The organism is Pseudomonas sp. S2_C03 (assembly GCF_054668405.1).
Genome location: NZ_CP162766.1, coordinates 6,012,260 through 6,025,000 on the forward strand (window position 1 = coordinate 6,012,260; position 12,741 = coordinate 6,025,000).

At 58.2% G+C, this 12,741-nt stretch carries 14 protein-coding genes (1 of these 14 running past the window's edge); 5 read left to right on the forward strand and 9 right to left on the reverse strand.

Annotated features, from left to right (window positions below; all coding sequences use genetic code 11):
* Window position 1: 1 nt before the first annotated feature.
* Entirely contained in the window at window positions 2–646 is a 645-nt protein-coding gene (gene crp, locus AB4N64_RS27645; protein WP_460120381.1) for a cAMP-activated global transcriptional regulator CRP, read from the reverse strand.
* A gap of 230 nt (window positions 647–876) precedes the next feature.
* On the opposite strand from crp, the gene AB4N64_RS27650 reads away from it, so the two are divergent.
* Together AB4N64_RS27650 and speD are read left to right on the forward strand one after the other, a co-directional pair.
* Window positions 877–1,299, forward strand: coding sequence for an OsmC family protein (locus AB4N64_RS27650; RefSeq protein ID WP_285419348.1), 423 nt, complete (start codon window positions 877–879; stop codon window positions 1,297–1,299).
* Between the two features lie 238 nt (window positions 1,300–1,537).
* On the forward strand, window positions 1,538–2,332 hold the full coding sequence (gene speD, locus AB4N64_RS27655) for an adenosylmethionine decarboxylase (protein WP_460120383.1): 795 nt from the start codon (window positions 1,538–1,540) through the stop codon (window positions 2,330–2,332).
* Between the two features lie 136 nt (window positions 2,333–2,468).
* Here speD and coq7 read toward each other — a convergent pair whose 3' ends face one another.
* From coq7 to hemJ, 6 genes are all read right to left on the reverse strand, one after another.
* Window positions 2,469–3,116 (reverse strand): 2-polyprenyl-3-methyl-6-methoxy-1,4-benzoquinone monooxygenase, encoded by a 648-nt coding sequence (gene coq7, locus AB4N64_RS27660; RefSeq protein ID WP_460120385.1) that lies wholly within the window; start codon window positions 3,114–3,116, stop codon window positions 2,469–2,471.
* Window positions 3,117–3,324: 208 nt separating this feature from the next.
* Entirely contained in the window at window positions 3,325–3,663 is a 339-nt protein-coding gene (locus AB4N64_RS27665; protein ID WP_017128660.1) for a histidine triad nucleotide-binding protein, read from the reverse strand.
* Between the two features lie 79 nt (window positions 3,664–3,742).
* Window positions 3,743–4,531 (reverse strand): SDR family NAD(P)-dependent oxidoreductase, encoded by a 789-nt coding sequence (locus AB4N64_RS27670; protein ID WP_460120387.1) that lies wholly within the window; start codon window positions 4,529–4,531, stop codon window positions 3,743–3,745.
* 61 nt (window positions 4,532–4,592) lie between these two features.
* Window positions 4,593–5,558, reverse strand: a complete 966-nt coding sequence (locus tag AB4N64_RS27675; protein ID WP_460120389.1) for a DUF805 domain-containing protein — start codon at window positions 5,556–5,558, stop codon at window positions 4,593–4,595.
* Between the two features lie 91 nt (window positions 5,559–5,649).
* Window positions 5,650–6,618 (reverse strand): NAD(P)H-dependent flavin oxidoreductase, encoded by a 969-nt coding sequence (locus tag AB4N64_RS27680; RefSeq protein ID WP_460120392.1) that lies wholly within the window; start codon window positions 6,616–6,618, stop codon window positions 5,650–5,652.
* A gap of 29 nt (window positions 6,619–6,647) precedes the next feature.
* A complete protein-coding gene (gene hemJ / locus AB4N64_RS27685; RefSeq protein WP_460120395.1) occupies window positions 6,648–7,076 on the reverse strand; it encodes a protoporphyrinogen oxidase HemJ in 429 nt (142 codons plus the stop codon).
* 135 nt (window positions 7,077–7,211) lie between these two features.
* On the opposite strand from hemJ, the gene argC reads away from it, so the two are divergent.
* Both argC and erpA read left to right on the forward strand, forming a co-directional pair.
* The gene (argC, locus tag AB4N64_RS27690) at window positions 7,212–8,246 is read left to right on the forward strand and encodes an N-acetyl-gamma-glutamyl-phosphate reductase (protein ID WP_460120396.1); all 1,035 of its coding nucleotides are present in this window, start codon (window positions 7,212–7,214) and stop codon (window positions 8,244–8,246) included.
* Window positions 8,247–8,428: 182 nt separating this feature from the next.
* Window positions 8,429–8,779: an iron-sulfur cluster insertion protein ErpA gene (gene erpA / locus AB4N64_RS27695; RefSeq protein ID WP_460120397.1), complete on the forward strand. Its 351-nt coding sequence runs from the start codon at window positions 8,429–8,431 to the stop codon at window positions 8,777–8,779.
* Between the two features lie 66 nt (window positions 8,780–8,845).
* Here the strand turns inward: erpA and AB4N64_RS27700 are convergent, their stop codons facing one another.
* Both AB4N64_RS27700 and AB4N64_RS27705 read right to left on the reverse strand, forming a co-directional pair.
* The gene (locus tag AB4N64_RS27700; protein ID WP_460120399.1) at window positions 8,846–9,937 is read right to left on the reverse strand and encodes an anhydro-N-acetylmuramic acid kinase; all 1,092 of its coding nucleotides are present in this window, start codon (window positions 9,935–9,937) and stop codon (window positions 8,846–8,848) included.
* A gap of 3 nt (window positions 9,938–9,940) precedes the next feature.
* The gene (locus AB4N64_RS27705; RefSeq protein WP_460120401.1) at window positions 9,941–11,350 is read right to left on the reverse strand and encodes a peptidoglycan DD-metalloendopeptidase family protein; all 1,410 of its coding nucleotides are present in this window, start codon (window positions 11,348–11,350) and stop codon (window positions 9,941–9,943) included.
* Window positions 11,351–11,561: 211 nt separating this feature from the next.
* Between AB4N64_RS27705 and tyrS the strand changes: the two genes are divergently transcribed.
* Window positions 11,562–12,741: the 5' portion of a tyrosine--tRNA ligase gene (gene tyrS, locus AB4N64_RS27710; protein ID WP_460126881.1), read on the forward strand. Its footprint extends 20 nt past the window's final position; 1,180 of the gene's 1,200 nt are visible here — the first part of the coding sequence; its start codon is at window positions 11,562–11,564; the stop codon falls past the right edge of the window.

Consider the following 12,741-nt stretch of genomic DNA (forward strand, 5'->3'; position numbering starts at 1 on the left):
CTTATCGAGTCCCGAACACCACCATGGTCTTGCCTTTGACGTTCACCAGGTTGCGCTCTTCCAGATCCTTGAGCACACGCCCGACCATTTCCCGAGAGCACCCGACAATCCGCCCGATCTCCTGACGCGTAACCTTGATCTGCATGCCATCGGGGTGAGTCATGGCGTCGGGCTGTTTGCACAGTTCCAACAGGCAGCGGGCAACACGGCCGGTCACGTCGAAGAAGGCCAGGTCGCCGACCTTGCGTGTGGTGTTACGCAGGCGTTGTGCGATTTGTCCGCTAAGCGCGTAAAGAATGTCGGGGTCTTGATGGGAGAGCTCGCGAAATTTCGTGTAGCTGATTTCCGCGACCTCGCACTCGACTTTCGCGCGAACCCAGGCACTGCGTTCCTGTTCCTGGCCGGCTTGCTCAAACAGGCCCAACTCACCAAAAAAGTCCCCGGTGTTGAGGTAGGCGATGATCATTTCGCGGCCGTCGTCATCCTCGATCAGGATGGTGACCGAGCCCCTAATGATGTAGAACAGCGTTTCTGAGCGGTCGCCTGCACAAATGATATTGCTCTTGGCGGCATGACGCCGACGCTGGCAATGCATCAACAACTTGTCGAGGTTCTTGATTTTGGGGGTTGGGGCAATAGCAACCATGGTTGTATCTCGAAAAGACTGCACGGTGTGTTTGGTTTTTTTATGAGGCGCTGAGGTTGCTGCAGAGCTGGCTAAGCGCCAGCTATTTGGCGTCAGCTTAACAGACACTCCCTGCTATATTCGAGAATTTACCTACAAAGCGACCGGTTATGTCCTAGGAAGGCGGGCGCTGTCAATCCTGGGCCCTGTGCTAAGCTGGCGACCCTTTTTTAGACAGTGGAGTCTTGGCGATGAAGGCACGCATTCAATGGGCTGGCGAAGCCATGTTCCTCGGCGAGTCCGGTAGCGGTCATGTCGTGGTCATGGACGGTCCGCCCGATGCCGGTGGTCGTAACCTGGGCGTGCGGCCGATGGAAATGCTCCTGCTGGGTGTAGGTGGGTGCAGCAATTTCGATGTGGTCAGCATCCTCAAGAAGTCCCGCCAGGCCGTTGAAAGCTGCGAAGCCTTCCTCGAGGCCGAGCGTGCGAGCGAGGATCCAAAGGTCTTCACCAAGATTCACATGCACTTTGTGGTCAAGGGCCGCGGGCTGAAAGAAGCCCAGGTCAAACGCGCCATTGAGCTGTCTGCCGAGAAGTATTGCTCGGCGTCCATCATGCTCGGCGCCGCCGGCGTTGCGATTACCCACGACTACGAAATCGTCGAGTTGGGTTGAATCGACATTCAACTATCATAAAAGCAGTGCAGACTCTGGCGATCCATGGCTGACGTCTGCATAATGCGCCACTTTTTTCAGGGTGGTGGCCCGTCAGCCGACAGGCCGCTTACCCGATCAGACAACCAAAATCGCCATCGCGAAGAGGTGTTAACCGTCCTACGCAGGTGCGTCGTTCGCATCTGACGGGCATGCTTGATCACGCGGCCGGGCCGCAATACATAGAGAGTTTTTAACGGTGAAAAGCAAACTCAAGCTCCACGGGTTCAATAACCTGACAAAGACCTTGAGCTTCAACATCTATGACATCTGCTACGCGGAAACCCCGCAAGACCAGCAGGCCTACGTCGAGTACATCAATGAAGAGTACAACGCGAAACGTCTGACGCAGATCCTCACGGAAGTTGTCGATATCATTGGTGCCAACATCCTGAACATCGCCAGTCAGGACTACGAACCGCAGGGCGCCAGCGTTACGATCCTGATCTCTGAAGAACCGGTGACCCCGACCGAGAGCCAGATCGAAGAGTCCCCGGGCCCGTTGCCGGAAATCATCCTGGCCCACCTCGACAAGAGCCACATCACGGTGCACACCTACCCGGAAATCCATCCGGATGACGGTATCGCTACCTTCCGTGTCGATATCGACGTGTCGACCTGTGGCGTCATTTCACCGCTCAAGGCGCTCAACTTCCTGATTCACCAGTTCGATTCGGACATCGTGACCGTGGATTATCGCGTACGCGGTTTCACCCGTGATGTCGAAGGCAAGAAGCACTTCATCGATCACGAGATCAACTCGATCCAGAACTACCTGTCCGACGACACGCGCGACGCGTATCAGATGACCGACGTGAACGTGTATCAGGAAAACCTGTTCCACACCAAAATGCTGCTGAAGAACTTCGAACTGGATAACTACCTGTTCGGCGACGCCACCGGTAGCCTGTCCCCTGAGCAGCGCGCCCAGGTGACCGAACGTGTGAAGCACGAAATGCTCGAAATCTTCTACGCGCGCAACATGCCGAACTAAGAACTTCGAACACAAAAAAGGCGACTCCCTCACGGCAGTCGCCTTTTTCATGCCTGGGTCACGGCTCGCTCCTGTAGGAGCGAGCTTGTCGAAGCGTCGAACCGTCGCGATAAGGCCCGCCCAGTCAACCTAAACCTCAAATCCGATAAGTACTCTTGGTCATCACCTTGGCCAACAAACTCATCCCGAACTTCACCGGCGCCGGAAAACGGAAACCACCCGCTTCCAGAGCACTCTCGGCATGATGCTCCTCATCGATACGCATCTGCTTGAGAATCGCCCGGGACTTCTCATCTTCTGCCGGCAACTGTTCCAGGTGCTCGTTCAAATGCTTGCATACCTGATGTTCGGTGGCGGCAACGAAACCCAGGCTGACTTTGTCGCTGATCAGCCCGGCCACCGCACCAATCCCGAACGACATGCCATAGAACAGTGGATTGAGAATACTGGTATGGCTGCCCAACTGATGAATGCGTTGTTCGCACCACACCAGATGGTCGATTTCTTCCTCGGCAGCATGCTCCATGGCAGCGCGAACCTGCGGCAGCTTGGCCGTCAGCGCTTGCCCCTGGTATAGCGCCTGTGCGCACACTTCGCCGGTATGGTTGATACGCATCAGGCCGGCGACATGCCGGGTGTCTTCGTCGCTCATTTGCGCTTCCGGCTGCACGATGGCGGGCGACGGACGGTACGGCTGGCCGCTGAAAGGCAGCAGGGTACGCATGGCGGCATCGGCTTGCAGCAGTAGACGATCAATGGGCGAGTAGTGACGTTGGGTAGTCATGCTGACCTCCGGGAAGAATCTCGGCCGCCAGTTTAACCCAATCGGCCGGGGAAGGTTTGCGCTGGGTCATTGCACGACGGTTTCGTCTGTATCTGTAGGAGCCAGCTTGCTGGCGATGGTGGTTCAGGCGACGCGGGCTGTCTGGCATCCCGAATATCGTTCACGACCATCGCCAGCAAGCTGGCTCCTACAGACAGGCGAGGAGCAATCAGCCCGGCGGCCAGTTCATCTGGCGTTGACCCAGGACGTGCATGTGAATGTGGTAGACGGTCTGCCCACCCAATTCGTTGCAGTTCATCACTACGCGGAAACCCTCTTCACAGCCCAGCTCCAGCGCCAGGCGCTGGGCAGTGAACAGAATATGCCCGGCCAGTGCCTTGTCGTCCTCGGTGAGGTCGTTGAGGGTGCGCACGGGTTTCTTCGGGATCACCAGAAAATGTACCGGCGCTTGTGGGGCGATATCGTGGAAGGCCAGTACCTGGTCGTCCTCGTAGATAATCTTCGCCGGGATTTCCCGGTTGATGATCTTGGTGAACAGAGTATCCACAGCTGTTTTCTCCGTTGTTTGGGCTGGCCTGAGTGTACCCATGGGGATTGTTCGAGCCCAGCCTTTTGCCTTGCGGCCGTCAGCGTGGGCAGTAAGCCTTGTTGACCATGCCAGTGATTGTCCGATTCAACCAGCGCGTCCCGAGCCGCGACAGACAGGCGACCCAGCGGTTGCGGCGACCGGGAATAATGATGGCGCGGTTTTTTTCCAGGGCGCGCACGGTGTAGAGAGCGACCTCCTCGGGGCTCATCAGCAGATTGCTGTTGGCCAATTTGTCGGTGTCCATCTGTGCTGTGCGGTAGAACGCGGTGCGGGTGGGGCCCGGACAGAGCACCGAAACCTTGACTGCGCACTTCTTCAGCTCGACGCGCAGCCCTTCGGAGAAATGCAGCACGTAGGCCTTGCTGGCGTAATAGGTGCTCATCCAGGGACCGGGATGGAAAGCTGCGAGCGATGCGACGTTGAGGATCTGTCCGCCCCCATGCAGCGCCATGCTGTTGCCGATGGCGTGGCAAAGGCGGGTGAGGGCGAGAATGTTCACTTCGATCAGGTCCTGCTCGGTCATCCAGTCTTGCGCGAGGAATGGGCCACAGGTGCCGATGCCGGCGCAGTTGACCAGCAAGTCGATTTGCCGATCGCTTTCTTCCAGCTCCAGCAGGAACCCGGACAGCCTCAGCGGCTCGCCCAGGTCGCAGGCTCGGAACAACACTTCCACGCCAAATCGCTGCGTCAGTTCAATGGCGATGCTTTCCAGCTGATCACGTTGTCGTGCCACCAGAATCAAGCTGCGGCCACGGCGAGCCAGCGCCTCGGCCATCGCCAGGCCGATGCCACTGGAAGCGCCGGTGATCAGTGCGTAACGGGTCATTCAGTTCTCCATCGCAGCAGCTGCGCGCCGCGACGCAGGTGTCACGAGCGGGGAGCGCCGTTCATTCTTTGGCAGATTCTACAGGGGCCGGGACTTGTTCGGTTTCTTCGTCTGCGGTATCCGGCATTTCGATGGCCTGGGCCGGCTCGACTTCCACTTCGTCGATCACACTGCTGTCGTAGCTGGCTTCGGCGGCACTTTCGTATTGTTGCTGCAGCGTACTGAAGCCGCCGGCCAGTGCACCAATGAAGACGACGGCAATCAGTACGAGCCACAACGATGAGAGGACTTTGACGGCGGTGCTGTTGGGCGGAGGCGGAGGGCCGTAGCGGTTGACTGCCTGGTTGCCCGGCACGCACATGATCACGAACGGAAAGACGCTGCCTACGATTGGAACGAGGTGCAACAACCAGAGCCAGCCGGACCAGCCGATGTCGTGCAGGCGCTGAACGCAGATCTGGATGCTGACGAGCCCAATGGCCAGGCACAGGAAGAACGCCAGTAGCCCGCCAAGAATCAACCCGGCAGATGAGTCGCTGCTGATCAGCCCGATGGCGAAAACAGCCGCGGTCGTGCCGGCGCCGATGACCACGAGGATCAGGACCATGGTCCAGGCCAGGTACCGCAGGCGGCCGATGCGTCCCGCGAAGCTGAAGGGTTTGAGCTCGGCAAACTCTGGGAGCTTATCGCCAACGCTGGCGCGGGGCGGGGCATAGGGCGACTCGGGGTCGGCGAATGCGGGCGCCTTGCTGGCAGGCGCATGTTGAATGTCGGCCAGGCTCAACTCAATCGCAGGTTCGGCTTCAATCCGGGCATCGATCCCGGTTTTGGCCAGCGCCTCAAGGTAGGTTTGCGCTTGCTCCTGTGACAGGCCCTGTTTGAGGGTCACCGCCTGCCCGGTGAATAGCCGTTCCACTGCCGCAACATCACTTTTGTACAGCGCCGCCAGGTTGAGTTTGGCCGTGGTGATCTCGACACCCGGTCGTAGCGCGCCGTTGAAAACGATCTTGAAACGGTTGTCACTCATTGCGAGGCATCCTTGTCGCGAGGTTTTGAATAGTGGGGGGTATGCGTCGCAAGTTTAAGGCCAGCCGGGGATGACTGGCCAAGTTTTCCGCTTAGCGTGGCCAGCGTGTCGCAAGCTGTGTCGAAAGCTCGAGGGTCTTGCGGTACTCCGCGTCCAGCCGTGCGACCAGTTGATCTACGCCAGGCACGTCGTTGATCCCGCCAACTCCCTGTCCGGCGGACCAGACAGTTTTCCAGGCCTTGGCCTCGTCGCTTATGGGTTTGAGCTTGGAACCGAAATTGACGTCTCCCTTGTTTTGCAGCGCCGTCATGTCGAAACCGGCGGCTTCCAGGCTTTGCCGCATGAAGCTTGCAGGGACACCCGACACCGCAGGGGTATGAATGATGTCCGCGGCGCGAGACGCCAGAAGCATGTCTTTATAGGCGTCAGGTGCATGACTTTCAGTAGTGCCGATAAAGCGCGTACCAAAGTAGGCCAGATCCGCGCCGAGCAATTGCGCGGCGAGAATCTCGTATCCATGGTTCAAGCAGCCGGCGAGCAATAGTGTTTTGTCGAAGAACTGACGGATTTCGGCGACCAGCGAAAACGGGCTCCAGGTGCCGGCATGGCCCCCAGCGCCCGCCGCGACAGCGATCAAACCGTCGACGCCGGCCTCGGCGGCTTTCTCGGCATGCCGACGCGTCGTTACGTCATGGAAAACCAGTCCGCCATAGCTGTGAACCGCATCGACCAGCTCTTTCACCGCGCCAAGGCTGGTGATCACAATCGGCACTTTGTGCTCGATGCAGATTTGCAGGTCCGCTTGCAGTCGTGGATTGCTGTTGTGGACGATCAGGTTCACCGCATAGGGTGCGGGATTCTCCAATGTCGCCAGGCCTGCTTCGATTTCTTCCAGCCAGGCCTTGAAGCCGCTGCTCTCGCGCTGGTTCAGCGCAGGAAAGCTGCCGACAACGCCGTTGCGACAGCAGGCGAGTACCAATTGAGGATTGGAAATCAGAAACATCGGCGCCGCCACGACGGGCAGGCGCAGGCGTTGTTCGAGCAAGGCAGGCAGCGACATTGGCAGTACCCCGGGGTGGCTGATTAAAGTTAGAACGGTCGAACGACGACCAGAATTACGATAGCCAGCAATAGCAGAACCGGCACTTCATTGAACCAGCGATAAAAGACATGGCTGCGGGTGTTCTCGCCACGGGCAAAGCGTTTCACCTGCGCGCCGCACATGTGATGGTAGCCAATAAGGATCACCACCAGCGTCAACTTGGCGTGAATCCAGCCGCCTTGACTGAAGATGCTCGGGTTCAGGCCAATCAGCGCGATGCCGAAGATCAGCGTGGCAATCATCGCCGGCCCCATGATGCCGCGGTACAGCTTGCGCTCCATGACGCTGAAGCGTTCCTGGCTAATGGCGTCTGCGCTTTGCGCGTGATAGACGAACAGGCGCGGCAGGTAAAACAGGCCGGCAAACCAGCAGACTATGCTGACGATATGAAGCGCTTTGAGCCACAGATAAAGCATTTTTGATTATTCCCAGGTTCACGGTAGCCCGAATAGTAGAGGCTTGAGCGCCCGCACGTCACCTTGACGGTTGTCGCAGGCGCTCGCCGCCCCTATCATCGACGGCTTTCCAGTGGGTTCGTTGAGGGCAGTTTTATGGTCAAGGTCGGTATCGTCGGCGGCACGGGTTACACCGGTGTCGAACTGCTGCGTCTGTTGGCACAGCATCCGCAAGCTGAAGTGGTCGTCATCACTTCCCGATCCGAGGCCGGCCTGGCCGTGGCCGATATGTATCCCAATCTGCGCGGTCATTACGACGGCCTGGCATTCAGCGTTCCGGACGTGAAGACGTTGGGCGCCTGCGATGTGGTGTTTTTCGCCACGCCTCATGGGGTGGCCCATGCACTGGCCGGCGAGCTTTTGGCGGCCGGGACCAAGGTTATCGACCTGTCGGCGGACTTCCGTCTGCAGGACGCTGACGAGTGGGCCAAGTGGTACGGCCAGCCGCATGGCGCCCCGCAACTGCTGGAAGAAGCCGTCTATGGCTTGCCGGAAGTCAATCGCCAGCAGATCAAGCAGGCTCGTTTGATCGCCGTGCCGGGTTGCTATCCAACCGCCACCCAATTGGGTTTCCTGCCATTGCTTGAAGCTGGCCTGGTCGATACCACGCGCTTGATCGCGGACTGCAAATCCGGCGTCAGTGGTGCCGGTCGTGGTGCTTCGGTAGGTTCGCTGTATTCCGAAACGTCGGAAAGCATGAAGGCGTACGCCGTCAAAGGTCACCGTCACCTGCCCGAGATTCGCCAGGGCCTGCGGCGTGCAGCGGGTAAGGACGTCGGTCTGACCTTCGTGCCTCACCTGACTCCGATGATCCGTGGCATTCACTCGACGCTTTACGCGACAGTGGTTGACCGCTCGGTGGATTTGCAGGCGTTGTTTGAAAAACGTTATGCCAATGAACCTTTCGTTGATGTGATGCCGGCGGGCAGCCACCCGGAAACCCGCAGCGTGCGAGGCGCCAACGTTTGCCGTATCGCTGTGCATCGTCCGCAGGACGGTGACCTGGTGGTGGTGTTGTCGGTGATCGACAACCTGGTCAAGGGCGCGTCCGGTCAGGCGGTGCAAAACCTGAACATCCTGTTCGGTCTGGATGAGCGTCTGGGCTTGTCCCATGCAGGTATGTTGCCTTGACATCAGCCTCAAGCGCCAAGCGCCAAGCGCCAAGCTGCAAGCTGCAAGTTGTCGGCGAGCAGCTTGAAGCTTGCAGCTCAAAGCTTGCCGCTGCTCCCCAAATAGTTGACCAATTTTCTCGGAGAAGCGGATAATGCGCGTCATCACGCATTATGGCGGCGTAACGCCGGGAGATAGTTAGCATGAGCGTCGAATCCTTCACCCCCACGGCTTTGCAATTCACCCACGGTGCCGCGCACAGGGTGAAGAGTCTGGTCGATGAAGAGGGGAATGATCGCTTGAAGCTGCGCGTATTCGTTACGGGCGGTGGTTGTTCAGGTTTCCAGTACGGCTTCACCTTCGATGAGGAAGTGGCCGATGATGACACCATCGTCGAGCGCGAGGGCGTGAGCCTGGTCGTTGACCCGATGAGCTTCCAGTACCTGGCAGGTGCCGAGGTGGATTACCAGGAAGGTTTGGAGGGTTCGCGTTTCGTCATCAAGAACCCGAATGCCACCACCACTTGTGGTTGCGGTTCTTCGTTCTCGATCTGATCGCATTTCAAGGCAGTATCCAGCGCCGCAAGACTTCCGGGTCCTGCGGCGTTTTGCTGTCTGGCTTCAGGCCGGGTAGATGGCGCCGAGTACCCGCAGGCCGCGAGCACCGGTGACGCTCGGGCGATTGGCCGCGATGCCTTCCAGGCAGCAATGGGCCAGCCAGGCGAAAGCCATGGCCTCGACCCAGTCCGGGTCAACCCCGTGCGTAGCGGTGCTGCTGACCGTTGCGTTCGGCAGCAGGCTGGCCAGGCGCGCCATAAGCTTAGCGTTGTGCGCGCCACCTCCGCACACCAGCAACTCCCGGGTATCCGCTTGGGCGCTTTGCAGCGATTCAATGATGGTCAGCGCGGTCAGCTCCAGCAGCGTCGCCTGCACATCTTCAGCGGCAAACGGTGGCAGACCGGAAAGATGCTGTGTCAGCCATGGCAGGTTGAACACTTCGCGGCCGGTACTCTTAGGGCCTTTGGTCACGAAGAACGCGTCACTGAGCAGTGCTTTGAGCAGCACAGGTTCCACTTTGCCGCTGGCGGCCCATTGGCCGTTGCGGTCGAAGTTTTCCCCTCGTTGCTGGTGAATCCAGGCATCGAGCAGCACATTTCCAGGGCCGCAGTCGAAGCCGGCCACCGGTTTGCCGGGCTCGATCAGGCTGAGGTTGCTGAACCCGCCGATGTTGAGCACAGCACGATTGCCTGCCTGTTCTTCAAAGAGTGCTTCGTGAAATGCAGGAACCAGAGGTGCGCCTTGGCCGCCGGCCGCTACGTCTCGACTGCGAAAGTCGCTTACGACCGTAATGCCGGTCAGTTCTGTCAGCAGGGCAGGGTTGCCAATCTGGACGGTGAAGCCGCGTGCCGGCTCGTGGCGGATGGTCTGGCCATGGCTGCCAATCGCCAGGATGTCCTGGGCTTTCAGGTTGTGTTGATTCAGAAGGGCATGAATGCCATCTGCCGCGAGCTTCACCCAGTGCTGTTGGGCAATGGCTGAGCGGGCAATCTCGTCAGGCCCGGTGGCGCACAAACCCAGCAACTCGGCGCGCAGGGATTCAGGCATCGGAGTGTAATGCGTGGCGATCAGCTTGATCGCCCCATTCAGTTCGATCAGCGCAATGTCCAGGCCATCGAGGCTGGTCCCGGACATCACACCTATATAGAGCGGCATTGCTTAGCGCTTCGAAGCCAGCATGGTGGCTTTCTCTTGATCCATGCGCGCCATCAGTGGCTGGCTTTGGGCGAGGAAGCGCGAGCGCTCGCCCTTGGAGATGGGGTCGGCCATCGCGAGTTTCTGGCTCAGCGGGTCTACGTGTACGCCGTTGACCTGGAACTCGTAATGCAAATGTGGACCGGTGGAAAGACCGGTGGTGCCGATGTAGCCAATGACCTGACCCTGCTTGACGGAGCTGCCGGTCTGTACGCCTTTGGCGAAACCCTGCATGTGTCCGTATAGCGTGCGGTAGGTGTTGCCATGCTGAATGATCACGGTGTTGCCGTAACCGCCACGACGGCCGGCCAGCAATACCTTGCCGTCTCCCGCTGCCTTGATTGGCGTGCCGCGCGGTGCAGCATAGTCAACGCCTTTGTGGGCGCGGATCTTGTTCAGGATCGGATGCTTGCGTCCCATGGAGAATTTCGAACTGATGCGGGCGAAGTCTACCGGCGTGCGGATGAACGCCTTGCGCATGCTGTTGCCGTCAGCTGTGTAGTAGCTGCTGTTGCCTTGTTTATTGGTGTAGCGAACGGCGGTGTAAGTCTTGCCGCGGTTTGTGAAGCGCGCGGAGAGGATGGGCCCGTTGCCAATCGACTTGCCATTGACGACTTTCTGTTCGTAGATCACGTCGAACTCATCGCCCTGGCGAATATCCTGGGCGAAGTCGATGTCGTAGCCGAAGACGCTGGCCATGTCCATGGTCAGGCTGTGCGACAAACCAGCCCGTGCAGCCGATTGCGACAGCGAGCTGTTGATCACGCCATGAGCGTAGGTCGAGCGCACAGTTGGCTTGGTAGTGATGCGGTTGAAGACATAGCCCTTGTCATTTTTGGTCAGGGTAATGCTTTCGAGGTCGCTGACCTTGCTGTGCAGGTTGGTCAGTTGGCCTTGCGGGTTGAGTTCGAATTCGAGCTTCTGGCCGTGCTTGAGCTGGCTGAACTGCTTGGCCTGTTTGTCGCTGGCGAGCACTTCATGCACTGCGGTGGCAGGGAGGCCGACCTTTTCGAACAGTGTCGAAAGCGTGTCGCCTTTTGCAACGATCACTTCCCGATGGTTCGGGCTTTTGATCTCTTCAGTTGCAGGTGCGGCCTGAGCTGTTTCCTGAACCTCTTCGGTGCCGTTATCGATCTGGGCGAAAGGAGAAGTTACCGCCTCATTTGTGGCTTGAGCTGCATCGGCAGCGTCTTGATCTTGTGTCAGTTGTTCAGCAGGGCTTTCCAGTTCAAGACTCAAGGTTGTCTTTTTGGCTTCTACATCACTGGAAGGGAATACCAGAAGCGCCAGGCTCAAGAGGGCAGCGATGCCGCTTGCTGCGAGCAGATGGGTCTTCGGGTAAAGCGGCGGCGCTTTAGACGATTCGTTGGTCATAAGTAGTTTTGACTTTGAAAAAGATGAATTGGAAAAGATGAATGACATGATGAAGATGAAATAACTGTATAAAATATAACCAAATCATCTGTGAAGCAAGTCCGCGGACGTTCTGCCGGTGGATTGGCGTCATTGCGCTGGCCAAATTTTGTATTTGACGCGTGATCTTGTATGGTTGGTTCCCTTTGAATTCGAGCCTTGCGGGTCTGTTATGAAGTCGGTTGAAGAGCAGCTAGCGCTGATCAAACGTGGTGCAGAAGAATTGTTGGTCGAGTCCGAGCTGGTAGAAAAGCTCAAGCGCGGCCAGCCACTCCGTATTAAGGCTGGCTTCGATCCGACTGCGCCGGATTTGCACCTGGGACACACCGTGCTTATTAATAAGCTGCGCCAGTTCCAGGAGCTGGGGCATCAGGTGATCTTCCTTATTGGTGACTTCACCGGGATGATCGGTGATCCGAGTGGCAAAAGTGCCACGCGTCCTCCGCTGACTCGCGAGCAGGTTCTCGAGAACGCCGAGACCTATAAGACTCAAGTGTTCAAGATTCTCGATCCGGCTAAAACCGAAGTAGCCTTCAACTCCACCTGGATGGATCAGATGGGGCCAGCGGACTTCATACGGCTGACCTCGCAATACACCGTCGCTCGCATGCTTGAGCGTGACGACTTCGACAAGCGCTATACGACCAATCAGCCCATCGCCATCCATGAGTTCCTTTATCCGCTTGTCCAGGGTTATGACTCGGTTGCCCTGCGCGCGGATGTCGAACTGGGTGGCACCGACCAGAAATTCAATTTGCTGATGGGGCGCGAATTGCAGCGTGGTTATGGTCAGGAGCCCCAGTGCATTCTGACCATGCCGCTGCTCGAAGGTCTGGATGGCGTGAAAAAGATGTCCAAGTCCTTGGGCAACTACGTCGGTATTCAGGAAGCGCCGGGCGTGATGTACAGCAAGCTGGTTTCCATTCCGGATGCACTGATGTGGCGTTACTTCGAGCTGCTCAGCTTTCGGTCCATGGACGAGATCAATGCGTTTCGTGCCGAAGTCGAGGCGGGTGCCAACCCGCGTGACATCAAGATCAAGTTGGCCGAAGAAATCGTTGCGCGCTTCCATGGTGAAGAGGCTGCGGCGAATGCGCATCGCGGTGCTGGCAACCGTATGAAGGATGGCGAGCTGCCGGATGATCTGCCGGAAATCGAACTGTCTGCTGCTGAGGATATGCCGATCGCTGCTGTGCTTAATAAAGCAGGCCTGGTGAAGAACTCGGCTGTTGCGCGTGACCTGCTCAATTCCGGTGGTGTGCGTGTGGATGGTGAGGTTGTCGATCGCACCTTTATATATGCACTGGGTGCCACTCACGTTTGCCAGGCAGGCAAGAAGGCATTTGCGCGTA

Excerpts from the sequence above, each read along its gene's own strand:
- AB4N64_RS27670 (WP_460120387.1), bottom strand. The coding sequence starts at position 4,531 with ATGACCCGTTACGCACTGATCACCGGCGCTTCCAGTGGCATCGGCCTG.
- AB4N64_RS27705 (WP_460120401.1), bottom strand. The coding sequence starts at position 11,350 with ATGACCAACGAATCGTCTAAAGCGCCGCCGCTTTACCCGAAGACCCAT.
- erpA (WP_460120397.1), top strand. The coding sequence starts at position 8,429 with ATGAGCGTCGAATCCTTCACCCCCACGGCTTTGCAATTCACCCACGGT.
- AB4N64_RS27700 (WP_460120399.1), bottom strand. The coding sequence starts at position 9,937 with ATGCCGCTCTATATAGGTGTGATGTCCGGGACCAGCCTCGATGGCCTG.
- crp (WP_460120381.1), bottom strand. The coding sequence starts at position 646 with ATGGTTGCTATTGCCCCAACCCCCAAAATCAAGAACCTCGACAAGTTG.
- argC (WP_460120396.1), top strand. The coding sequence starts at position 7,212 with ATGGTCAAGGTCGGTATCGTCGGCGGCACGGGTTACACCGGTGTCGAA.
- AB4N64_RS27680 (WP_460120392.1), bottom strand. The coding sequence starts at position 6,618 with ATGTCGCTGCCTGCCTTGCTCGAACAACGCCTGCGCCTGCCCGTCGTG.
- AB4N64_RS27675 (WP_460120389.1), bottom strand. The coding sequence starts at position 5,558 with ATGAGTGACAACCGTTTCAAGATCGTTTTCAACGGCGCGCTACGACCG.
- AB4N64_RS27650 (WP_285419348.1), top strand. The coding sequence starts at position 877 with ATGAAGGCACGCATTCAATGGGCTGGCGAAGCCATGTTCCTCGGCGAG.
- coq7 (WP_460120385.1), bottom strand. The coding sequence starts at position 3,116 with ATGACTACCCAACGTCACTACTCGCCCATTGATCGTCTACTGCTGCAA.
- hemJ (WP_460120395.1), bottom strand. The coding sequence starts at position 7,076 with ATGCTTTATCTGTGGCTCAAAGCGCTTCATATCGTCAGCATAGTCTGC.